The organism is Neorhizobium sp. LjRoot104 (assembly GCF_964253725.1).
Taxonomy (GTDB): Bacteria; Pseudomonadota; Alphaproteobacteria; order Rhizobiales; family Rhizobiaceae; genus Neorhizobium.
This window is the reverse complement of sequence record NZ_CAXURS020000003.1, coordinates 1-19,652: the sequence shown is the minus strand read 5'-3', so window position 1 is coordinate 19,652 and position 19,652 is coordinate 1. Positions and strand designations below refer to the sequence as shown.

Sequence of the window (19,652 nt, the reverse complement as noted above, 5' to 3'; positions counted from 1 at the left end):
GATATCCTTGAAAACACCCTATATTGCGCTTGTCGAATAGATAATTATACGAAAAATGAGTTCGCCAATTTGGCTAAGTTTGCAACTTGCCGCCGATTGTACACCTTACCCCCAAATTGGTAGAAACACCGTTTGGTGATTCATAGGAACAGACTGGTGCCAAGTTGGTTCAACTTGGTACATAATACCGCTCGAAAAGCGGATTGAGGCTGAGGGCGATGTCGGAAACGCGAGACCTTATCAAATACAAGAGTTCGAAGGGCCTCGTTGAGACCACTGACGACGAAGTGGACCGGCCGCTTTACCGCCGCCCAGGCTTCGAAGGCATTGTGAGTTTTAAGGAAATGGACGAGAGACTTGCCGCGTTCCTGCGCAAGGCTCGCGAAGACGAAAAGCTGACCAGGGCGGACTTCGCCTCAATCGTCGGTCTCTCGACAGCCGTATACGGTCGCTACGAACGCGCGTTTTCAAGGATGACAGTCACACGGATGATCCACCTGTGCGAGCTCCTGGGCTTTCAGCCCATCGATATGCTCTTCGCAGTCGCCCCTCATCTTTACGGACGAACGCCGGAAGAGGCAAAAGATCACCTCGAGTTGTCGCACCTTACGCGGGGTCTCCCACACGAGGCTGTGAGAAACCTGATCGGCATAGTCGCGCGGATGACCCCGGAGGACCGGTCGGATAAGTGAAGTAAGGAGGGAGTGCCTCGCTTAACGACGTTACCAATGCGGGACTTTGCCGAGGGAGTGACTTGTTATGTAGAAGGAAGATCAGAGCCATCGCTGACGTGACGAAGAGTCATACAACCAGAACGCTAGCAATCCGCTTGGTCTCGCCGCTCGCGACGGCGCTGCCAGTTTGGATCGCGTGAAAGATATTGGAACGGATCCCGATCTTTGCGCCCGGGTTTTTCAAGGTATCGCCGTCATCCAAGTTTACGCACTTCGTCCGGAAGGGCATTCTCCACCCGCTCCCAGTCACCTAAGGTCCAATCTCTCTCGGCCGCTTCGATTCTAAATGTGTAGTCGCGGCGGTAGAGTTCGTCCAAATCTCTGGCTTCCAGTTCAAACGAAATCATACCTTCGAGCGGAAGCGGCCCCTCCGGTATGACAGCGATTTTGTCGGAGTGGCGCTTTCCCACGCGGAACTCCTTGTTGGATAGATTTGCTCTCTGGGGGTCTTTGTCTTCGGGTACGATGTCCCATTCGAACGACACCGCACCGGGAAACCGAATCCGGGGTATCTGCAAAGATGAAATCTCACTGATGCGGACCCCGGAGAGACCATACGATGGCTCAACGGTAGGCGCGATCGGGAATACCAAGTCCAAATAATTCGATTCGTCGCGCTCTTCTTCAGGATTTTCGTCTTCATCGACGTAAAGACGTGCGTCGCCCTCTAAGCGAATGGAAACATCCGCGTTCTCTAGTGTTACACGGCCGGCGTTGACGACTTCAAAGGGAATTTCGAGCGCCATCGGAACTGCGTTCAGTTTACCATGAAATTCGGCGACATGCCGTTTTACTCGGTCAGTAAAAGACGCGTGGGCAAGTTCGTACTTAACCCAGTCCACTGGAGCAGGCCGCCGCGATAAGGACGCCATGCCAATTTCGTTCTGCGGTTTCTTCAACTTCGGATTTGCTGCAAGGATACGGCGTACAAGCTCGTCCTGTAAATCGTCCGGCATTGGCTTTAGAAGCGGTCGGACCAGAACGATAGGATCACTCGCACATCCGAGCTTCAGTGGCATGCGGGGCCGTTTGTCTTCGAGATCTTGGATAATTTGCGTTAGTTCTCGGACTTTTTTCCGATCGCTAGATTCCTCAGGCGGAAGACGAAACGAAGCCGGCGGCTCGATGGCTTTGGCTGCGTATTCGGAAGCTTTGATCCGAATCCCGGTGTCATCAGAAACCAGCACGCTGTTACCATCTTCGATGAGATGAGCAACGAGCCGGTCGTCAGGGCTCGTTTCGTCAAGTAGGTGATAGTCTTGCCACTGATGTAAACGCGGAAATGCTATCTCCAGCGTTACCAAGATGGGTTTCTCCCGGAGGACGGATTTGCCCCTTTGGGGAATACGGTCGATAATGTGGAGTGCCGCGCGCGCCCGTTTTCGGCGACGCTCGGTGCGGTCGTTTTTGAGCTTGTCGAGTTCCTTTATGACGTGCATCGATACGACGATGCATAGCTCTCCGGGCCCGGGAAACAATGTTTGCCAGTCGAGCACGTCCAGATCTTTCATCTCGATGAAAATGTTGGCGTCAATAAAGATCCTGCGAACGCTCGTCCCTTATCCAACTCGTTGTGGCCGCATTCAGTCAACGGTGAAGGCTACTTGAGGACAAGCGGCACAACAAGCCGTCTTAGCCCATGCACTTGGCGATTGCCTACCAAGAATACGATAGGAATGCCGAGTGCTTCAAACCTATGGGAATGGCCGGCATTAACTCCGCCAGTTGAAGGCGTTTTGCACCAGCGTGCAGCCGCGTGTTCTGCAGGCGCGCAAATCAAGGCTGATTCAAGCGAATGAGTACAGGGATATCAATCAGAAACGCAACAGCAGGTGATCAAGGGGCGAATAAACGCTTGTTATTATGAGGCTTTTGCTTGATCTTGCAACCAAAGAATGTATCGTAGCGTTAGCTGATTGGGGGATCACTGGTGAAATTGTGCTTGACGATTGGTGTATCAAAGGCGCAGCCGCTTGCCGGTCTACCAGGAGCAATTACCGCCGCATATGAGATCGGAGCCTGGGCACAAGCGGCTGGCTTTGTGACGCGCATCGTGACTGATGAAGGGTCTACTCCGGTCACCATTCCGCGCCTGCGTGCAGAGCTCGAAGATATGCTTCCTAAAAATGATAAGGTCGAACTATTCATCCTGCATTTCGCAGGACATGGGTATCGAACCGGAGCAGAGCAGAATATCTGGCTGCCAAGTGACTTCCACCACGAAATGCGCGGCATATCTGTCGAGGGACTTAAAAAGCAACTCTATCGATACGGGATTTCCAATCTCACTATATTGAGCGACGCATGCCGGTCGATGCCGAACGATATCGAAATCGCCGATATGGTTGCTGACCCAATCCTCCCACGTGGTCCCTACAACATTGTTGCGCCTGCTATTGATCGTTTCAACGCAGTCTCAGACGGCGGTAGAGCTTTTATGCTCAACGGTGACAGCCACAGCCCTCCACGTTGTGTCTTTTCGACAATTCTGTTGGAGGGACTGAGCGGTCAGTTCGCGGGCGCTTTCGACAAATACCTTCCCGACTGCATCATCCCAGAGTCGCTGGCCATATTCTCAGGAGCACGCACGGAGGAAATCTGCGAACTCTATCGACTTGATTGCATCCCTGAATTTTCAACGGGAATCCCACGCGAGCACATCATCTACCATCGCAAAGGGCCTGCGTTTGGCAACGTGCCCCCGATGCCCGTTTGGCCCAAGCCGCCTGAGGGACCTGACGCAATTGTTACCAGTTGGCAAACAGGACCGGAGCAGTGGTACGGACACCGTCTATTAGAGAGACAGACGCAAGAAGAAAGACGCGAGTACACTCGCCGAAGTTTCGTCTTTGATGAGCGAGCTATCAAAATCGGTATCAATCTAATCGTGCTCGGTCGGCAACCGGTGCGGGTTTGGACGAATACTTATTCTCGTCGTCGCAGGATCAAACCCTTTTGTTTCGCCGTTGGCGTGGACGCTGGCGGTGCAACGCAGGTTCTGATCGAGTTCAGCGACGGCACCGCTGCATCCGCTGTCGTTTATTTCCAACTCGTGACTATTCTGAGTCTCGACGAAAACGGGGTTATTGGATGGACGTGCGTCAACCGCTGGGAGAATATCGAAACCCAGATCAGCCAATCAATTGAAGCTATAGCAAATCTTCAATACGGGACCTTGGCAGCAAACGAAGTCGACCAGATTGCTGTAACCTTACGAAGAGCTAAGCACATCAATCCAGTATCCGGCGCGATCGCAAGCTATCTATACGACTATGCTGGCGACATCGATAGTATACGGCGAATGGCCTATTTTTATTGCTATTATGGGCAACCTATACCCTTCGATGTCGCTTTTCTAGGGCTCCTGCCGCACGCCGATTTCAATGTTGACTATCACGTATCCGTACCGGCGGTAGCCGCCCGCCGGGCCAAAGAGGATCCCGTTCAGCTGCCTAGCTGGGTTACGCGAGCTACCGAAACCATGACTGGTGACGTAGCTGGAAACTGGCCGTGGCTCCGCCAAGGATGGGACTTCGTCGAAGATCCTGAACCGTTAGAGAAAGCGTCTGCAGATAACATCCGGGACGTTATTCCACACTTGTTGCCATCACAGTTTTCGTCGTTCCAGCGGCGGGGGATGGAAATTCTTATCGACAGATTTGGTTTGGAGGGGTTTGAATGAAGGTTCTGATGATCCATGGGATTGGGCAGGAAGGTTCGACCCAGCAGCAGCTCGTCGCAGATTGGACGCAATGCCTTGAACGAACCTCTCCAGGTTTATTAGAGAATGCCGACATCAGATTCCCTTACTATGGCACAACACTTGCGGACTGGGCCAATGGGAGAGCCAGGGCTGCCGTTGTGATGGGAGCTGACACAAGCGTTGATTTAGCTGATGCTGGCGAGCTAGCCTTTCTTCGAGAAGCTCTGGAAGAGGCTGCCGCAAAGCAAAATATCAGTGAAGGGGAAATAGAAGCCGCACTCAATGAGGTAGACACGGCCGTTCCGATGGACAGCTTTATCGGAAGGCGTCTAGTTGGATTGATCAGAGCGCTCGAAAAAGCATCGCCGGCTAAGGGAACGATCCTGATGCGCGTTATTAAACAGGGCAATACTTACCTGTCATCGAAAGGCGCCGCTGCAGCCGTCGAGAAAATCGTGCGACCTTACTTGTTGGATAGTCCGCAAGTTCTGGTAACACATTCGCTTGGCACGGTCATCGCCTTCAAGCTCCTGCGCGAATTAGAAATGCAAGGTGCCAACATTGAGATACCCCTTCTGGTTACACTAGGTTCGCCCCTAGGACTTGAGGCATTTAAGAAAAAGCTTGGACCTCCCCGTCGTAGGGCCGCATTCGTGAAGCGTTGGGTGAATTTCTTCGATCCATCGGACATTGTTGCCCTCGGTAAAAACCTGGATGAGGCGACGTTTGGACCCGGAATTGAAAACGATGGTTCCGTTAACAATACGACAAGCAACGCTCACGGTATCATCGGCTATTTACCTCATCAGGGTGTCATAGATGCGCTAAAGGCGGTGCTATAGCCACCGAGAAGAAACGGTCCATGTCATCGCAAGATGTACCGTAATATTCGCTCGACGCTGTAGGAGACTCTGCCCACAATGATTATCGGTCTCGGAAGCGACCTCGTGAACATTGAAAGGATTCGGCGCTCAATCGAAGGCCTCGGTGAGCGGTGGGTGAAAAAAGTTCTTGTTAGCGCAGAGCTTGAAAGGGCATCGTCATGGAACGACGCCGTGTATGTTGCCAAGTTATTCGCGGCTAAAGAGGCTTGTTCCAAAGCCCTCGGAACCGGAATGACAAACGGCGTTCGCTGGCATGACTTTGAAATCGCGTTGCCTCACCAAGCAACCCTGTCAAATGGTGCAGTTCGACACTTGAACAAAATCAGTGGGAAAGGTCAGCAAGCACTTGTATTGCTTAATGTTTCCCAAAATTCTGGATTTGCGACCGCGATTGTAGTTATACAAAAATCTCCACTTTTGCGATAGACGGTTGACTTTTCCAACATACGCGTCACATTTATGTTTGATTTTCAAACATGAAGGTGTGCCATGGATGCGACCATCAGTGATCTTGCCAAACAGTTTGACGCTAAAATGCCGGAGCTAATCAAGCGCCTGAGTGAGTGGTTTGATAGTGAGACCACGTCGATCGACGACGTTATTGCCAATTCTGCCCCAAGCGGCACGGGAGGATCCGTGGTGTCTGCTAGACCCGCTATAGATTCGAAACGTGTTGTCGATGCGACGGTCATCACGGAGGAGGTATTGGGTATCGAGCTTCCTCCGGAAATCATCAAGCCGGGCGGCTACGAAAGTTTTCAGGAAATGACAGACCATCTCGTTCCCATGTTGAAGCGTGTCTTCACCAAAGAAGTCAAGGTTAAGAAGTCGCTTGTGAAAGCAGCTGCGTGATGGCGAACGAGGAAGAGCGCTGGCAGAAGATAGGCGAACGGCTAAAAAAGGCACGCGAGTATGTCGAGCTCAAGCAGGAGGAAGCAGCGCAGGCGGTAGGTATTTCGAGATCGGCACTGTCACAGATCGAGAATGGCAAACGCAAAGTCGATGCGGTGGAGCTAAGCGATTTCGCCAGAATTTACGGGCAGACAATTGAGCATCTATCAGGTGATGCGCAGGAGCAAGCAATCCCCGATAGCGTAATCGCGCTGGCCCGCGCGGCCAAAGGATTGTCGACTGAGGATCAGAACGAGCTGCTTAGGTTCGCCCAGTTCCTCCAAGCCAGACCAGTTAAAGTTGGTGACAATGGCTAGATCAGTTTCATCGCTGGCTCGTTTGAAAGCGGTTGCCGCTGCAAAGCGTGTCCACCGCGCTCTCGACCTCGAAAAAAGAGTGATCGAGGCCGGCGGTCAAGTCGACATTTTCGAATCCATATCTGAGCTTGATATTGCGCTGATCTTTAAGCCATTGACCTCCGCACTTGGTTTCTGCCTGCCGGCACCAGTACGCGGAATTATGGTAACCACCTTGCGTAGCCTTCACATCCAACGCTTCACAGCAGCTCATGAGCTTGGACACGTAGTCTTGGGGCATTCCGGCAGTATCGACAAAGAAGAAATCTTGGCCCGAGATCCATTTTCCCGAGATACCGGTGACCTCCAGGAAATACAGGCGGAGGCATTCGCAGCCGAGTTTCTTCTACCACGCTGGCTCTATTTTCATCATGCTAAAACGCAGGGCTGGACCACCGGCCATCTCCGAAATCCCGATGTCGTCTACCAACTATCCCTCCGCATGGGCACAAGCTACTCAGCAACGTGCTGGGGTTTGGCAGGTCATCAGATTTTAAGTCGAGTTGACGCCGATTTATTGGCGCACTCAAAAGTTTCTCAACTCAAAAAAACCGCCGGGAAATCGTTTCGTCCGGGAAACTCATGGGCTGATGTGTGGCGCCTTACTGGCAAAGATTCTGGCTTAAGCGTCCATGGTAATCCCGACGACCTCGTCAGGTTTGATTTGGATGAGATGGTTGACGGAGGATATCAATGGGATTTCGGTGAATTAGAGCGTGCTGGATATGAAGTCCTAGCCGATGAATCTAGTTTTTCACGTGATCCGCTCCATTATGGTGCTCCTGCTCACCGGACAGTTATTGCCCGTCCCCTCGGGCCAAGAGTCACCCACATCCGATTGCAAGAGCGTCAAGCGGGCAAGGACTATACCGAAGAGGATCTAGAGTTCCAGATGACTCTGTCGCTCGAAGGTAAGGAGGATAGCGGTCTCTCGCGAGCCGAGCGGCGACGGAAGGGAATCGGACTGTGATCGCGGTCGTCGATTTACGCGGGCAGCTCCCTGCCGCCACAGCTCAAGGACGGCGCAATTGCTGCCTCGCTTTTGCAGCATCAGCTGCGCACGAACACGCTCGAGCCGACGGTTCCTCACTGTCGATTGAGTATCTCTATTTTCAATCAGTAGCACGCTCACCTGGCGCAAATCCCGATAGGGGTGCGACCATGGAGGCTGTCGCTTACGCAGTAAATAAAGATGGACAGCCGACGGAGGCGACGTGGCCTTTTCAGAAGACACAATTGTATCCGCCAGCATGGGCACCACCAACTAGTCTAGGTGAACTCTATCACGCGGACGTAAAGGTGGGAAAGCTTGGCTTCGAAGCGATTTGCGAGATGCTCGATGCTGGGCTTGTGGTTGTTTTAGGAATTATCATCACCGACAACTTTCGAACACCGGACCAGGGCGGGAAGATCGAAGTATCACCAACGGATATCGAACGCGGTGGCCATGCTGTGCTCGCAGTGGGTCATGGACATGACCAAATGGGGAGCCGCTATCTACTAATACGAAATAGTTGGGGTATGACCTGGGGTATCGACGGCCATGCGTGGGTGTCTAAGGTGTATCTCGATACTCAGTTGTACGAAACAGCCCTATTGTCCAAAGGAGTAAACTGATGGAATTAATCAAAGGCGAAAGCACTCCCGAAGTCTGGCTAGCGGCTTGCGAATATCTGGCGAAGACAACAGACCATGAGGACTTCGACGTCATCTTGCACATTACCAATCCCTCACCCTTGTCTAAATCAGATGCATTGGTCTTGGCTGGCGTTGATAAATTCCTGGTGAATTGTGGCGGTGCCTCAGTTGACACAGTAGCCGAAACGATTTTTCCCTTACAGGACTATCTTCGAGGCGGTAAGAACGGTGTCTTTGAGACCTATCCTGAGCGAATGGCGAAAATACACGCCGCAAGAAAAGATCGGCAGTGGGGGAATTACGCCATGCGAATCTTACGTCAAAAGGATAGGGACGGAACGATCTACAACCCATTAAAGGATCTTCTAAAAAAGATTCAGGACCATGGCGATTACAAGGCGACCTTTGAGCTGGGCAGCGGCCAAGCACTGGATGATCCCCAGATCGACATATGCGGCTCTGATACCACCGGCGACGATATTGCAATTTACAATGGCGCAGCCGACAGGCGCCCGATGTATGGCCACCTTCCTTGCTTGATGCATCTCAGCGTCAAACTCGATCATGGAAGGGTCAGGTTGAATGCTACGTATAGATCACATTATTACGTGCAACGCCTGCTAGGAAATCTCCTTGGGCTTGCTCGACTACAGTATTTTCTTGCGCATGAGGCCGGCTTAGATATTGGTCCGCTGACGATAAATTCCACTTATGCAAAGCTCGATACGGCAACCGGGAAGTGGAGCATGCGCGATATCAAAGAGTTGCTTGCGGCAAGCCGCCAGTTCTACACGAGTAAGGAGGCTGCATGACCCATTCCGAAACCGCCGCGAGTTTTTCCGCCGAGAGCTTTATCTATGGGCTTCAGCTCGAGCAGCTTCGCCACGACGAGAGCTTCCATAAGGACGTCGTGATCTTACCTTTGGCCGAACGGGTCAAACACATGGCTTTGCATAACGGAAAATACATCGCCTACTTTTTCGAAGCTGCTGATGACGAGCGCTTCGCCGCCGTTCTTACCGATGCGTTCATCATTACGCTGGCGACTGCCAATACTCTCAACCAGGATCTCGGCAAGGCACTGGCTGACGACTGGGCGACGATATCTGGACTGGCCGACGTGCCGTACGCACAACCCGCGGGGCGGGATCAATTTATCAAAGCCTATGCAATTGCGGCGGGATTGCTCTCGAAGGCGTGCGAGTCCTGGGACCATCTAGAAATGGCATCGTTCAATTCAATGATGCGAGAGAGCAACCTATCACTATTCAAAATCGTCGTGGGTTATGCGGCCGTCACGAAGCTCGACATCGTCGCTAGCTATCGAAGGCGCTTGAGTTTCATCGAGCAGCGGTCGATCTTTCATCGTTCTCTGGTGAAAGGGGTGTAAGGATGTTCTGGGGCAACGAGGAACTGAGACGGCAGCTACAGCATCTCGTTGTACCCTATAATCCGGAGCTTTTGGATAGGGCCACGTATCGTCTAACGATTGGCGCTGAAATCTACGTCTCCCCGACAGGCGTCGGTAGTGATACCAAACTTAAGACCAAAAAGATTCTTGAGCCTGGAGAGCACTTCCAGATTCCGGCCGGCCAGTTTGCTTTATTAATCACCGAGGAGAGTGTCTCGGTACCACAGGACGCGCTTGCGTTCATCTCGATAAGGGCCGGTTACAAATTCCAGGGCTTGGTCAACGTCTCTGGATTCCATGTCGATCCTGGTTTCAGCGGACGTTTGATTTTCTCCGTCTTCAACGCCGGACCGGGTTCAGTTCACCTAGCCCGGGGCGAAGATTGCTTTCACATTTGGTTTGCAGATATCCGCGATCACACGCCGATGGGCGACAAAATTGGATACGAGGTTATTCCGCCTTCGCTCGTGAAGCATATCGCTGAAGGCGTGCAATCGCTTTCGAGTCTCGAAACCAAGATCAACGAAACCGAAAAAAAGCTCGCTGATCGAGTGGTCTCGATCGAGAAGCAGCAGTCTATTATGTGGTGGTTAGGCACCGTACTTCTGGGTGTTGGGATTACGGTCTTAGTCACCCTGTTCAACAAACCTTCAACGTCACCTATTTTGACCAATCCGCATCCTACAACAGTCGTTACTCCGGCGTCATAGCCGAGTTCATCTGCGTCACATTCAGTAATCGAGGCGGCTCCGAGAGGATCTGGTGCTCCTACGAAAACGCCATAGCTTTTGTTTTCACCTTTCTTGCTTCCAAGCAGTGCCTTCACAGTCTAGGAAGGACCGATGTAAAGGCGGGGCGCTGTATGGAATTTTCACCAATCATTGACACATACTGGCGCTTCGCCCATGAGCGGCAGCAGGTCTACTTCAAGCGTCTACAAGACCCTTCCGGTCCCTGGACGAATGACCCAATCATCAAACAATATCGCTTCACGAATGCCTATCGAGCGGCCGATCGGGTGAGTCAGTACCTTATCCGCCATGTTCAATATGACGATGCCAGGCCGCAAAGCATCGAAGAAATCTTTTTTCGGACGATAATCTTCAAAATTTTCAATAAAATAGAAACCTGGGAACGCCTTGAACGCGTAGTCGGACCTCTATCCTGGGCCCTCACGTCTTTCTCAGATGTGTCCGACGCTTTAGACCGGATGATGGCGGCGGGTCACACGGTTTATTCTGCGGCATACATTATGCCAGCTCCGAGGTTGGGCTTCATCAGAAAACACGCAAATCACCTCGCTCTGGTCAAGTTGATGATGGAAGATGGACTTCCTGCGAAAATTGCCGAGGCCGCCACGCTCCGTCATGTCTTTGAGTTGCTACTTCCTTATCCGGGCCTCGGACGGTTCCTTGCATTTCAATATGCGATTGATTTGAATTACTCATCCATGCTGAACTTCGATGAATCTGACTTTGTCATAGCTGGCCCGGGCGCGCTCGACGGTATAGCGAAATGCTTCATCGATACCGGCAAGCTATCAGCAGAAGACATAATTTATGAGGTAACCAATAGCCAAGCGGCTGCGTTCGCTCGCTTGAAGCTCGACTTCAAAGGTTTGGGTGATCGGCCTTTGCAGCCGATAGACTGCCAAAATCTGTTTTGCGAGATATCCAAGTACGCACGCGTATCGCATCCCGACGTCGCGGGCGTGTCAGGGCGAACCCGTATCAAGCAACAATATCGACCAAGCAGCAAGGCGACGGAACGGCCATTTTTCCCACCGAGGTGGAAGGTAGAGCTTGAAAAGACCACGTTGACCGCGCCCTCCGTCAACCAACAGATGTCCTTGTCGTGGATCAGCTGACCTTTGAATATCTACATCAAAGTGAGCACGCGTTCACAGAATTCCCCACGCCCGAAACCTCCCCCTGCCCGTCATCTCCCGCAGCGGCAACTGCGCCGCCAGGTATCGCGCTCCTTGCGGCGTGACGCCAAGCTCCTTGGCGATCAGGTTGGCAGACACGACGGGCCACGCCACGACCAGGTCGACGAGCCGTGACAGGTTCGAATTGGTCCGTTTGGCGGATGTCTGACGCTCCAGCTGCTGGCGGGCGAGCAGGATGCGGTCATGCTCCTTCATCCCCAGTTCGGCAGCCGCCGCGAATGCTTCGAGGAGCGCCAACAGCCGCGTCATTCGACTTCTTGAATGCCGCTGTTCGCGTCGGACACTGCGCAGCCCGACATTGAGCGCTGGCAGGTGGTAAGGCGTCGTGCCGTCGCGGCGCAGGAGTGAGGCGACCAGCTGCCGGCCGAGCTCGGCTCGATGCTGAAGCACTTCTATCGCATTCCAGGCGTCAAGCAGGATCGCGCCACGCAACACCGGTGAGAGGCCGTAGGTTTCGTTAAGCCCCGCACGCCACTGTTCCAATCGCTCGTCTTCGTCCCAGTCGGCGTCGTAGACCAGCGGATCGCGGGCATCGGCCGGTCGGGGGATGGCCGATCCGTTGAGAACCGCTGTGCTTCGTGCCAGAACCGCGTCAATCTCGGCGAAGTCGTCGCCGTGCGAGTCATCGTCCAGCGCCAAACCACCGTCATTTGCGCCGACTGGGCGCGTTAAACCGGATCGCGCCGGAACGGGATGGTCACCTGGCACTCCCCTCCCCCGCAAACGAGCAATGCCTGCGGCGCTGAGCGCCCAGTCGGGCGGATGTGCAAAAATCTGCCGGCGGACCCGCAGGATCGAGTGCGCAATGGTCAGTTCGTGGGTCGGCGTGCGGATATCGAGGCGGGCATCGTGCAGGACGATGTCTTCAAGGTGGACAAGTTCGCCGTCGACCCAGAGCGACGCGATGGCGTCGGCAAAGTTCTGCCGCTCGAGAAAGCCGTCGCGGATCGGCGAGCGGGCTATGCGCTCATCCAGACGCGCCAAAGCTTCACCGGCACGGGCGGCTGGCGCATTCAGATCTCTCAGATCGATTTTCGCGATATCATAAGGCATTGAAATTCTTGTGCACGACTTGCACAACGAAAGCAAACCTGCCACTTGCTAGCGTCGTATGTTGCTGTGGCTGGCGGTACTCATCACTAACGATAGTATTCCAGTATCGATAGTGATATGGTTAGGCCTTGACCAACTTACAAAAACCGCCGTATGATCGCGCAGAATGTCGAAAAACGCTGCAAATTACCGTCTGCTCTACGAGAGTAGACATACCCTGGAGCAATCATCATGACCGTTACCGTCAAGGTCGCCGAAGCCAAAACCCATCTGTCCGATCTGCTGGCGAAAGTCGAAGCCGGCGAGGAGGTGATTATCTCGCGCGGCAACATGCCCGTTGCCCGGCTTACCCGTATTCGCCGCGACAACGATGTCGATGCGTTGATCGCCGAAATCAAGGCCCAGCGCGTCGGCCGACCCGTCACCACGCAGGACGAAATCCGCGAATGGCGCGATGAAGGCCGGCGTTACTGATGTCCTTCGTTCTCGATGCCTCGATCGCCGCCGCCTGGTTTCTGCCCGACGAACAACACGACGCCGCCGATCAACTGCTGTCGGAGATACGGTCGACGGTCGGTCTCGTGCCGGCACTGTTCTGGTTCGAGACCCGCAATCTGTTTCTGGTGGCCGAACGCCGCGACCGGCTCCGCCCCGGCGAATCAATCCTGCTGATGACACAGCTACGCGGGCTGCCGCTCGAGGATGCCGGATCGGGCGGAGATGGCTTGGTGCTGGACCTGGCGGCCCGCTACATGCTGACCGCATACGATGCGAGTTATGTCGCGCTTGCCAGAACTCGGGGACTTCCTCTGGCAACCGGGGACCGAAAGATGGCCATCGCTGCCCGCGGTGAGGGAATCACCGTGGTCGGGCCACTCGAACATGAGCACTGAACTATCGGTTTCAGGCATTGACGTTCTAAAGCGCGCCAAGGAACTGGATGCGCTCGATTCGATCCTGCCGTTCGATCGTCGCGATCAACTTGCAGAGCTGCTCACTGACGACGACGTCGCGACGCTCAAGCACCTGGCCAGCGAAGGCATGGGCGACAACACCATGCGGGCGCTGGCATCCGATCTCGCCTACCTGGAGGCGTGGTGCGTGCTGGCGACAGGCACTCCCCTCCCCTGGCCTGCCCCCGAAAGTTTGCTTCTGAAATTCGTCGCCCACCATCTGTGGGATCTGGCAGAGCGGGAAGCCAATCCCGATCACGGCATGCCCGAAGACGTGGCGCTGGCGCTCCGCCTGAAGGGCTTGCTGAGAAGCACCGGGCCCCATGCGCCGGCGACCGTTCGCCGTCGGTTGACGAGCTGGTCGATCCTGACGCGCTGGCGCGGGCTGACCGGGTCGTTTTCGGCGCCGTCGCTGAAAAGCGCACTCCGGTTAGCGGTTCGCGCCAGCAATCGCCCGCGTCAGAGAAAGAGCAAGAAGGCCGTCACCGGCGATATCCTCGCCAAATTGCTTGCGGTCTGCGCTGGCGATCGGCTGGTCGACCTGCGTGACCGGGCGCTGCTGCTGATGGCTTTCGCTTCCGGCGGCAGACGCCGTTCCGAGGTCGCGGGACTGCGCGTCGAGGATATGGTGTACGAGGGACCGGTTCGCGCCAATCCGGCTGACGAGCACTCCCCTCTCCTCCCCTGCCTGACCATCCATCTCGGCCGCACCAAGACCACCACGTCAGACGATGATGAACATGTTGTGCTGATCGGCAGGCCTGTGACGGCACTCAAGCATTGGCTGACAGAGGCGAAGATCGAAGCAGGGCCTGTTTTTCGGCGTATCGATCAGTGGGGCAACCTAGATCGGCGGGCGATGACGCCGCAGTCGGTCAACCTTATCCTGAAAACGCGCATCAGGCAGGCCGGGCTGGACCCGGCACAGTTTTCGGCGCACGGACTTCGCTCGGGATATCTGACCGAGGCGGCCAACCGCGGTGTTCCTTTGCCGGAGGCGATGCAACAATCCCTGCACAAGTCGGTCACACAGGCGTCAGGGTACTACAACAACGCCGAACGTAAAATGGGACGCGCAGCGCGGTTGGTGGTGGACTGAGGATACTCTTAAATTGCACAAGGACAAGCGCAACGAGTTTGTCAAGCGCTGTAGACATGCGGGGATCAGAGGTGTCTGACGACCGGCGATGGGGAACCAATGTTACTCGAATGCACGGTCAAACCGATGAACGGGATTGCCTTTGAGTTCCATCAATAGCTGAATCTCATTCGAGCTCAGTCCACCTCCCGCAAAAGCACCCATTGCAGTTGCGTGAAATGCTTTGCTATAGCAGATGGAAACAGCTGCCCTGGCAGTTGGTAACGATACCTTGCGACGCAAGGCTTCTTCCACGATCCGAATGCTATTTTGAAACTCAGCACTAAAATAAAATGCGGGCCGGTTCATCGGATTGTAAAGCGCGACGTATCCCTCATCAGCAATTCGTTGACATAACATCTTCTCACTTATTGGGAGATCACGGGCTTGGCGAAAATAGCTCAGGAGCGACATCACCGAAGCATCGAGCTCGGCGGTCTCGAAAACATGCCCCAAAGCCCTCCTATCTTCGGATAAGCTAGCGTCAATTGGAGCGACCTCCTCGTTACCTGTACTCTTCGCCTCAAAGAGGCTGCTAAGCAGATTCCCTGACGCGCCTCCGATCGCCCCAATAAGAAGGGCCTTCCAGCTATTCGCAAGATCCGCTGGACGCTCAATCGATTTGATCACTGCTAGGATTCGCGCTGCTTCATCTTTCGGTACGTATCGGACCCCTTTTTTGATTTGAAAAACGGGCCTTACGCCGATGGTATGGGCTGCACCGATATAAACAGCCTCACTTATCTTGTGTTCATGCAGCAGCAGATCAAAAGAAACATACTCCATATGCTACTCCCCTCAGAAATTCTTAATCCACACAATCAGCCTATCATAATTATGGGGGACGGAACGGTGATCGCAGGTGCCGGGGGCGGCTTTGGCATATGATAGCTGCGGGCAAGTGAGAACGGCATCAGCCTCCAGTCCGATTGCTTCTCGTTCTCCGCATTCACGGGTGTCGAGGCCATCAGCAGGGTTTCTAGAGAAAAACCCGCCTCGCTCTGCCCGGCGTGAGATTACGAGTAGATCCGCTGGCCGAAGTTATACAAGCTTTTCAGAATTGCGATCTGCGGCAGCCGCATTGCCCGGTCATATGGAATCGTAGGCGTCCTGACAGGTTGACGGGCTTACTTCAAATACCGATCGCACTACAGCCACGGTCGACAGTCTTGACCAAACCATTCGAAACAAGGCCCTGCTCGGATGCAACTTATCCCCAATGGCCGCCGTTGAGAAAGATGCTTGTGATGATCTGCCAGGAAGCTTCGTGGCTACCGTCGTCAAACGGGCGGGAAACCGGCTGAAGATCGAGATCTCACCCTGTGCGCCGTTCACTTCCAACATTGCTGCGCAGCAGTGCCATGACCATCGGTCCAAGGGAAAACTCGTCACGCCCCGCCCGGTTGGTAAGATCACGCAGATAGCCACCAGCGGAATTGATGTGCCCTGCCCTCTCCAGGATACAGGCAATCGCAACCGCTGCATTTTCAGGCCCCATGGTTTCGCAGGCCTCCTGGTAGGCGGACGGGCTGACGCCCAGCATCGATCTCACCACGATCGCGGCCGACATGAGATCGCGCCAACCACCCACAGCGCCTGCTGGTCCGTAGTCGATAATCTGTGGGCATGCCTTCAGCACTACACCCAGAGGAAAGGCCTTCAGCGTCTCGCTGTTAGGCCCGCGGCTCTTGCTCGGCTTTTCGCACTGCTCTTTTTCAGAGCTAGGTTCAAGTTCATTTAAGGATTCGGATTTTGAATTCTGTATGTGCTGCTCAATATGAGCAGCATTGGTGCTATTAAATTCTGAATTTAACTGCGTATCCAATAGATTAAGGATCTCCTCGCGAAGAAGCTCAAGTTCATCGAGGATACTGGCGACGTCGGAGAGGGTTGGGGACCGTGGAATGCGGGCAACGAGGTCGATGTACATAGCCTCGATCGCCATCCAGTCGCCGTCAGCCCCCTCCTCTATCGCTGCAGTGATGAGCTTGCGGACATCCCGGCGGCAGATAGTCAGGTTCTCTTTCGCCTTGCGGAATGCCGACCGAGCAGCGACGACTTTTTGCGCGATGATGGCAAGCTCTTCGGATCGCGCAAGGATTGGCGAAAGGTCGAACCCAAACGCGTTCTCGATCTCGCCGGCGCCGTTTTTCCTCGCATAGCGTTTGCCGTTGGCACTATCCTTGCGAACAATAAGGCCCACATCGACCAGAAGCGCAAGATGACGACGTAACGTGGCACCTGCCATGCCGTGGGCTCGAAGAATTAATTGCGCGTTTGAAGGAAACACCACGAGCTGCGCGTCCTGGCGCAGTTCGTTTTCCGGATAGAAGCTCAGGAGCGCGTCGAGCACAGCTAGGCTGTTCGACTGCAGGCCGAGTTCTTCTTTCGCTTCCGAGGCATCACGGAAGACTTTCCATTTCTCGACCGTTTTCCCGGCCTTGATATCGTTTGCGGCCACTTGCCGCTTGACCAAGGCGAGCGTCATCGGCCGCCGCCCAAAGGGCGTCGTTACACTTCCTGTTTGCATCTCTTCAGCCCTCACAAAGGCAAAAGAAATCCGCTCACCAAAACAGCGCCAAAGACTCTTGACTGGGATTCGGGGAAATGCGATTCTCTAGTTGCGACACATATGAGAAGGGCTTCCACGACGGCGACGTTTGGGGGCCTTTTTCTTTTGCGGATTTGATCTCCTAGTTGCGATCGGATTGTCAGCTGACAATCGAACTAATGGTTTGTTTCAGAAGCGTTTTCTTTTTCGAACTGTTCAACGAGATCGCTCATACGAGCATCTAGGAATTTTGAAAATTCTTCTGATGTAACTGTGATCTTGGTGCCCTTGGTGGTCCGCTCTATCGATGCAAGCACGATACCCTTGCGCGTGCGAATCTTGCCCGCGGTGCTCTTCTTCGGCAATTTTGCATCCTGAGCCTGGTTCCACAGACGAGCGAACCTTTCATTCGTATCGATTGCTCTGAAATGAGGGTCCGCGATGGAATCTGCTACCCGTGCCGCCGCCGCTTTGTCTTTCAATAGTTCGGCAAAGGCCAGCCAGCGTGGGCGACCGATTCTAGAGGCGGGCCCAACAGCCATAATGATCTCTGTTGGAATGACGTCGGCCACTTGTAGGAGCCGCGAGGTTTCAGGCTTATCGACAGACAACGCTTGAGATATGCGGTCGCGATCAAAGCCGTGCTCTTCGAGCCGCCTCGCAAAAAGAGCTCGCTCGATGAAACTGAGATCAACGCGCGGCCCGTTTTCCTGGCCTTGCGCGACGATGAGTTCCTCGTCGGTCAGTTGGCGTACGATGGCTTTGACTGAGCGTTCCAGAACGATGGCCGCGCGCAATCGGCGGTGCCCATAGGCCGCTTGGTAGTGGTTCTCCTTCGTGGGATGTGGCCGCACCAAGATGGGGACTTGCTGCCCGCTCCCGCGCATAGAGGAAATAAGATCCTCAAGGGCTGCATCGTGGTCCGTCGGGATGCGATCCTGAATGAAGGATGCATCAATCTGGGCCGGGGTCAACTCGACGACCTTGTCACCGGCTGCAAGCGCCAAACGTAGCTCTTTGGCCGCAGCGGCTTCATCACCGAGACGAGCAAGAGACAGGTTCATGGCTCGCACCGCGCCAGCTGGCTTGTGTTGTGGCTGAGATTGAGTGGTTGCCTTAGGTGGCCCATCGCTACCCGCTGAACTGACCATATTTTTCAGAATGTCACGGCCCTTCATGCACGCCCCCATGAACTCTTGAGAAGTGCCTCAACTTCGAGGTTCACCCCATCCATTGATTCCACAGCGCGATCATAAGTCTGCCGATTCATCGATTCCCGTGCAGCCTCGTAGATCGTTTGCTTTGAGAGCCCGGCGTCAGAAATAGCCGTAGACTTCACCATCATCGAGGTCAGAACACGATCCCCGAACAAGCTTCGTAGAAAAGCAACGATCTGCGCTTGTGGGCCATCGTTTGGCTCGTACCGCGTGACCAGATAGCGCATCCAATCGTATTCGAGATTGCCACCCGCGTCCTTGACCACCGAAAGAAGGTCCGATGTCATTGCCAAGAACTGGTTCATAGATGCCACGTCCAGCATCTGGGGGTGGACAGTGATTAGCACTGCCGTCGCAGCGCATAGCGCCGAAAGCGTCAGGAACCCCAAGGTCGGTGGGCAGTCGATTACGACGACGTCGTATCGGTCAGAGAGGTCAGCTAGCGCGTTGCCGACTCGCATGAAAAACATGTCGGTTTCGGACCCGTTTCTTTCCGCGAGCGCTCGCGGCGTATCGTGCTCGAATTCATGCAGCTCAAGGTTACCCGGGATTATATCCAAACCGGGGAAATAGGTTTCGCGAACCACCTCCCCTACCGGGCGACGAAGATCATCATATCGGATAGCCCCGAACAGTGTCTCGTTTTCGCCGACATCAAATTCCGGCTGATAGCCCAGCATTGCGGACATCGAAGCTTGCGGGTCGAGATCGACAGCGAGGACTCGATAGCCGCGCAGAGCCAGATACTGAGCGAGATGCGTGGAGGTCGTTGTCTTACCCGATCCGCCTTTGAAATTGGTCACTGCGATAACCTGCAGATGTTCGCTTTCCCGGCGTCCGGACAGATAGGCTGGTTTTGTCTTACCCAGAATCTGGCGGATCGTGTTGATTTCGGACAAGGAGAAAGTCCGCCGGCCGCCCGACGTCTTCTCGGAGGTTACAGAATCTTCTTGAGCCGCTAGATGACGCACGTAGCTGTCCGTTACCCCGAGCAGCTTTGCGGCTTCCGTGCTACTAAATCGGCGAAGTGCCTTTTGCGCATCAGGTGAAAACAGCCGAGCGGAAAGTTCCTGAAGATTGCTGCTGAGCTTCGCGGCATCATCGGCTATAGTCTTATCAATCGAGACGCGTTCGATTTTGTCGACTTTAGTGCTTTTTGCGCTCTTATTCGCCAT

At 54.3% G+C, this 19,652-nt stretch carries 21 protein-coding genes; 15 read left to right on the top strand and 6 right to left on the bottom strand.

Going from position 1 to position 19,652, the window contains the following annotated elements:
• Positions 1–218: 218 nt before the first annotated feature.
• The gene (locus ACSQ8R_RS31730) at positions 219–692 is read left to right on the top strand and encodes a helix-turn-helix transcriptional regulator (RefSeq protein ID WP_436257364.1); all 474 of its coding nucleotides are present in this window, start codon (positions 219–221) and stop codon (positions 690–692) included.
• 236 nt (positions 693–928) lie between these two features.
• Here ACSQ8R_RS31730 and ACSQ8R_RS31725 read toward each other — a convergent pair whose 3' ends face one another.
• Positions 929–2,257 (bottom strand): PIN domain-containing protein, encoded by a 1,329-nt coding sequence (locus tag ACSQ8R_RS31725; protein WP_436257450.1) that lies wholly within the window; start codon positions 2,255–2,257, stop codon positions 929–931.
• A gap of 419 nt (positions 2,258–2,676) precedes the next feature.
• Between ACSQ8R_RS31725 and ACSQ8R_RS31720 the strand changes: the two genes are divergently transcribed.
• From ACSQ8R_RS31720 to ACSQ8R_RS31670, 11 genes are all read left to right on the top strand, one after another.
• Positions 2,677–4,416 (top strand): caspase family protein, encoded by a 1,740-nt coding sequence (locus ACSQ8R_RS31720; protein WP_436257363.1) that lies wholly within the window; start codon positions 2,677–2,679, stop codon positions 4,414–4,416.
• A complete protein-coding gene (locus ACSQ8R_RS31715; protein ID WP_436257362.1) occupies positions 4,413–5,279 on the top strand; it encodes a hypothetical protein in 867 nt (288 codons plus the stop codon). The genes ACSQ8R_RS31720 and ACSQ8R_RS31715 overlap by 4 nt, the downstream gene beginning before the upstream one ends.
• A gap of 78 nt (positions 5,280–5,357) precedes the next feature.
• Positions 5,358–5,747, top strand: coding sequence for a holo-ACP synthase (gene acpS / locus ACSQ8R_RS31710; RefSeq protein ID WP_436257361.1), 390 nt, complete (start codon positions 5,358–5,360; stop codon positions 5,745–5,747).
• A 63-nt stretch (positions 5,748–5,810) separates the two neighbouring features.
• Positions 5,811–6,173, top strand: coding sequence for a hypothetical protein (locus tag ACSQ8R_RS31705; RefSeq protein ID WP_436257360.1), 363 nt, complete (start codon positions 5,811–5,813; stop codon positions 6,171–6,173).
• A complete protein-coding gene (locus ACSQ8R_RS31700) occupies positions 6,173–6,529 on the top strand; it encodes a helix-turn-helix domain-containing protein (protein WP_436257359.1) in 357 nt (118 codons plus the stop codon). The genes ACSQ8R_RS31705 and ACSQ8R_RS31700 overlap by 1 nt, the downstream gene beginning before the upstream one ends.
• A complete protein-coding gene (locus tag ACSQ8R_RS31695; protein WP_436257358.1) occupies positions 6,522–7,538 on the top strand; it encodes an ImmA/IrrE family metallo-endopeptidase in 1,017 nt (338 codons plus the stop codon). Before ACSQ8R_RS31700 ends, ACSQ8R_RS31695 begins: the two co-directional genes overlap by 8 nt.
• Positions 7,535–8,185, top strand: coding sequence for a C1 family peptidase (locus ACSQ8R_RS31690; RefSeq protein WP_436257357.1), 651 nt, complete (start codon positions 7,535–7,537; stop codon positions 8,183–8,185). The genes ACSQ8R_RS31695 and ACSQ8R_RS31690 overlap by 4 nt, the downstream gene beginning before the upstream one ends.
• Positions 8,185–9,018, top strand: a complete 834-nt coding sequence (locus ACSQ8R_RS31685) for a hypothetical protein (RefSeq protein ID WP_436257356.1) — start codon at positions 8,185–8,187, stop codon at positions 9,016–9,018. Before ACSQ8R_RS31690 ends, ACSQ8R_RS31685 begins: the two co-directional genes overlap by 1 nt.
• Positions 9,015–9,596, top strand: a complete 582-nt coding sequence (locus tag ACSQ8R_RS31680) for a hypothetical protein (RefSeq protein WP_436257355.1) — start codon at positions 9,015–9,017, stop codon at positions 9,594–9,596. Before ACSQ8R_RS31685 ends, ACSQ8R_RS31680 begins: the two co-directional genes overlap by 4 nt.
• Positions 9,597–9,598: 2 nt before the next feature.
• Positions 9,599–10,327: a dCTP deaminase domain-containing protein gene (locus tag ACSQ8R_RS31675; RefSeq protein ID WP_436257354.1), complete on the top strand. Its 729-nt coding sequence runs from the start codon at positions 9,599–9,601 to the stop codon at positions 10,325–10,327.
• Positions 10,328–10,479: 152 nt separating this feature from the next.
• On the top strand, positions 10,480–11,484 hold the full coding sequence (locus ACSQ8R_RS31670; RefSeq protein ID WP_436257353.1) for a nucleotide kinase domain-containing protein: 1,005 nt from the start codon (positions 10,480–10,482) through the stop codon (positions 11,482–11,484).
• A 33-nt stretch (positions 11,485–11,517) separates the two neighbouring features.
• On the opposite strand, the gene ACSQ8R_RS31665 is transcribed toward ACSQ8R_RS31670, so the two are convergent.
• Complete coding sequence (locus ACSQ8R_RS31665) at positions 11,518–12,618, bottom strand: RHE_PE00001 family protein (RefSeq protein WP_436257352.1); 1,101 nt, start codon at positions 12,616–12,618, stop codon at positions 11,518–11,520.
• A gap of 231 nt (positions 12,619–12,849) precedes the next feature.
• On the opposite strand from ACSQ8R_RS31665, the gene ACSQ8R_RS31660 reads away from it, so the two are divergent.
• From ACSQ8R_RS31660 to ACSQ8R_RS31650, 3 genes are read left to right on the top strand one after another with little or no spacing between them, the layout of a single operon-like run.
• Complete coding sequence (locus ACSQ8R_RS31660; protein WP_436257351.1) at positions 12,850–13,092, top strand: type II toxin-antitoxin system Phd/YefM family antitoxin; 243 nt, start codon at positions 12,850–12,852, stop codon at positions 13,090–13,092.
• Positions 13,092–13,511, top strand: a complete 420-nt coding sequence (locus ACSQ8R_RS31655) for a type II toxin-antitoxin system VapC family toxin (protein WP_436257350.1) — start codon at positions 13,092–13,094, stop codon at positions 13,509–13,511. The genes ACSQ8R_RS31660 and ACSQ8R_RS31655 overlap by 1 nt, the downstream gene beginning before the upstream one ends.
• Positions 13,501–14,670 (top strand): site-specific integrase, encoded by a 1,170-nt coding sequence (locus tag ACSQ8R_RS31650; RefSeq protein ID WP_436257349.1) that lies wholly within the window; start codon positions 13,501–13,503, stop codon positions 14,668–14,670. The genes ACSQ8R_RS31655 and ACSQ8R_RS31650 overlap by 11 nt, the downstream gene beginning before the upstream one ends.
• 102 nt (positions 14,671–14,772) lie before the next feature.
• Here the strand turns inward: ACSQ8R_RS31650 and ACSQ8R_RS31645 are convergent, their stop codons facing one another.
• The 4 genes from ACSQ8R_RS31645 to repA form a co-directional block, all read right to left on the bottom strand.
• Positions 14,773–15,495, bottom strand: coding sequence for a hypothetical protein (locus ACSQ8R_RS31645; protein ID WP_436257348.1), 723 nt, complete (start codon positions 15,493–15,495; stop codon positions 14,773–14,775).
• A 529-nt stretch (positions 15,496–16,024) separates the two neighbouring features.
• The gene (gene repC / locus ACSQ8R_RS31640; RefSeq protein WP_436257347.1) at positions 16,025–17,239 is read right to left on the bottom strand and encodes a plasmid replication protein RepC; all 1,215 of its coding nucleotides are present in this window, start codon (positions 17,237–17,239) and stop codon (positions 16,025–16,027) included.
• 197 nt (positions 17,240–17,436) lie between these two features.
• Entirely contained in the window at positions 17,437–18,438 is a 1,002-nt protein-coding gene (repB, locus tag ACSQ8R_RS31635) for a plasmid partitioning protein RepB (RefSeq protein WP_436257346.1), read from the bottom strand.
• On the bottom strand, positions 18,435–19,652 hold the full coding sequence (repA, locus tag ACSQ8R_RS31630) for a plasmid partitioning protein RepA (RefSeq protein WP_113495010.1): 1,218 nt from the start codon (positions 19,650–19,652) through the stop codon (positions 18,435–18,437). The genes repB and repA overlap by 4 nt, the downstream gene beginning before the upstream one ends.

What these genes read in the sequence shown, in the direction of transcription:
- ACSQ8R_RS31705 (WP_436257360.1), top strand. Translation starts at nt 5,811, where the DNA reads ATGGATGCGACCATCAGTGATCTTGCCAAACAGTTTGACGCTAAAATG.
- repA (WP_113495010.1), bottom strand. Translation starts at nt 19,652, where the DNA reads ATGGCGAATAAGAGCGCAAAAAGCACTAAAGTCGACAAAATCGAACGC.
- ACSQ8R_RS31670 (WP_436257353.1), top strand. Translation starts at nt 10,480, where the DNA reads ATGGAATTTTCACCAATCATTGACACATACTGGCGCTTCGCCCATGAG.
- ACSQ8R_RS31655 (WP_436257350.1), top strand. Translation starts at nt 13,092, where the DNA reads ATGTCCTTCGTTCTCGATGCCTCGATCGCCGCCGCCTGGTTTCTGCCC.
- ACSQ8R_RS31685 (WP_436257356.1), top strand. Translation starts at nt 8,185, where the DNA reads ATGGAATTAATCAAAGGCGAAAGCACTCCCGAAGTCTGGCTAGCGGCT.
- ACSQ8R_RS31675 (WP_436257354.1), top strand. Translation starts at nt 9,599, where the DNA reads ATGTTCTGGGGCAACGAGGAACTGAGACGGCAGCTACAGCATCTCGTT.
- ACSQ8R_RS31715 (WP_436257362.1), top strand. Translation starts at nt 4,413, where the DNA reads ATGAAGGTTCTGATGATCCATGGGATTGGGCAGGAAGGTTCGACCCAG.
- ACSQ8R_RS31665 (WP_436257352.1), bottom strand. Translation starts at nt 12,618, where the DNA reads ATGCCTTATGATATCGCGAAAATCGATCTGAGAGATCTGAATGCGCCA.
- repC (WP_436257347.1), bottom strand. Translation starts at nt 17,239, where the DNA reads ATGCAAACAGGAAGTGTAACGACGCCCTTTGGGCGGCGGCCGATGACG.
- ACSQ8R_RS31660 (WP_436257351.1), top strand. Translation starts at nt 12,850, where the DNA reads ATGACCGTTACCGTCAAGGTCGCCGAAGCCAAAACCCATCTGTCCGAT.
- ACSQ8R_RS31650 (WP_436257349.1), top strand. Translation starts at nt 13,501, where the DNA reads ATGAGCACTGAACTATCGGTTTCAGGCATTGACGTTCTAAAGCGCGCC.
- ACSQ8R_RS31730 (WP_436257364.1), top strand. Translation starts at nt 219, where the DNA reads ATGTCGGAAACGCGAGACCTTATCAAATACAAGAGTTCGAAGGGCCTC.
- ACSQ8R_RS31645 (WP_436257348.1), bottom strand. Translation starts at nt 15,495, where the DNA reads ATGGAGTATGTTTCTTTTGATCTGCTGCTGCATGAACACAAGATAAGT.
- ACSQ8R_RS31680 (WP_436257355.1), top strand. Translation starts at nt 9,015, where the DNA reads ATGACCCATTCCGAAACCGCCGCGAGTTTTTCCGCCGAGAGCTTTATC.
- acpS (WP_436257361.1), top strand. Translation starts at nt 5,358, where the DNA reads ATGATTATCGGTCTCGGAAGCGACCTCGTGAACATTGAAAGGATTCGG.
- ACSQ8R_RS31700 (WP_436257359.1), top strand. Translation starts at nt 6,173, where the DNA reads ATGGCGAACGAGGAAGAGCGCTGGCAGAAGATAGGCGAACGGCTAAAA.
- ACSQ8R_RS31695 (WP_436257358.1), top strand. Translation starts at nt 6,522, where the DNA reads ATGGCTAGATCAGTTTCATCGCTGGCTCGTTTGAAAGCGGTTGCCGCT.
- repB (WP_436257346.1), bottom strand. Translation starts at nt 18,438, where the DNA reads ATGAAGGGCCGTGACATTCTGAAAAATATGGTCAGTTCAGCGGGTAGC.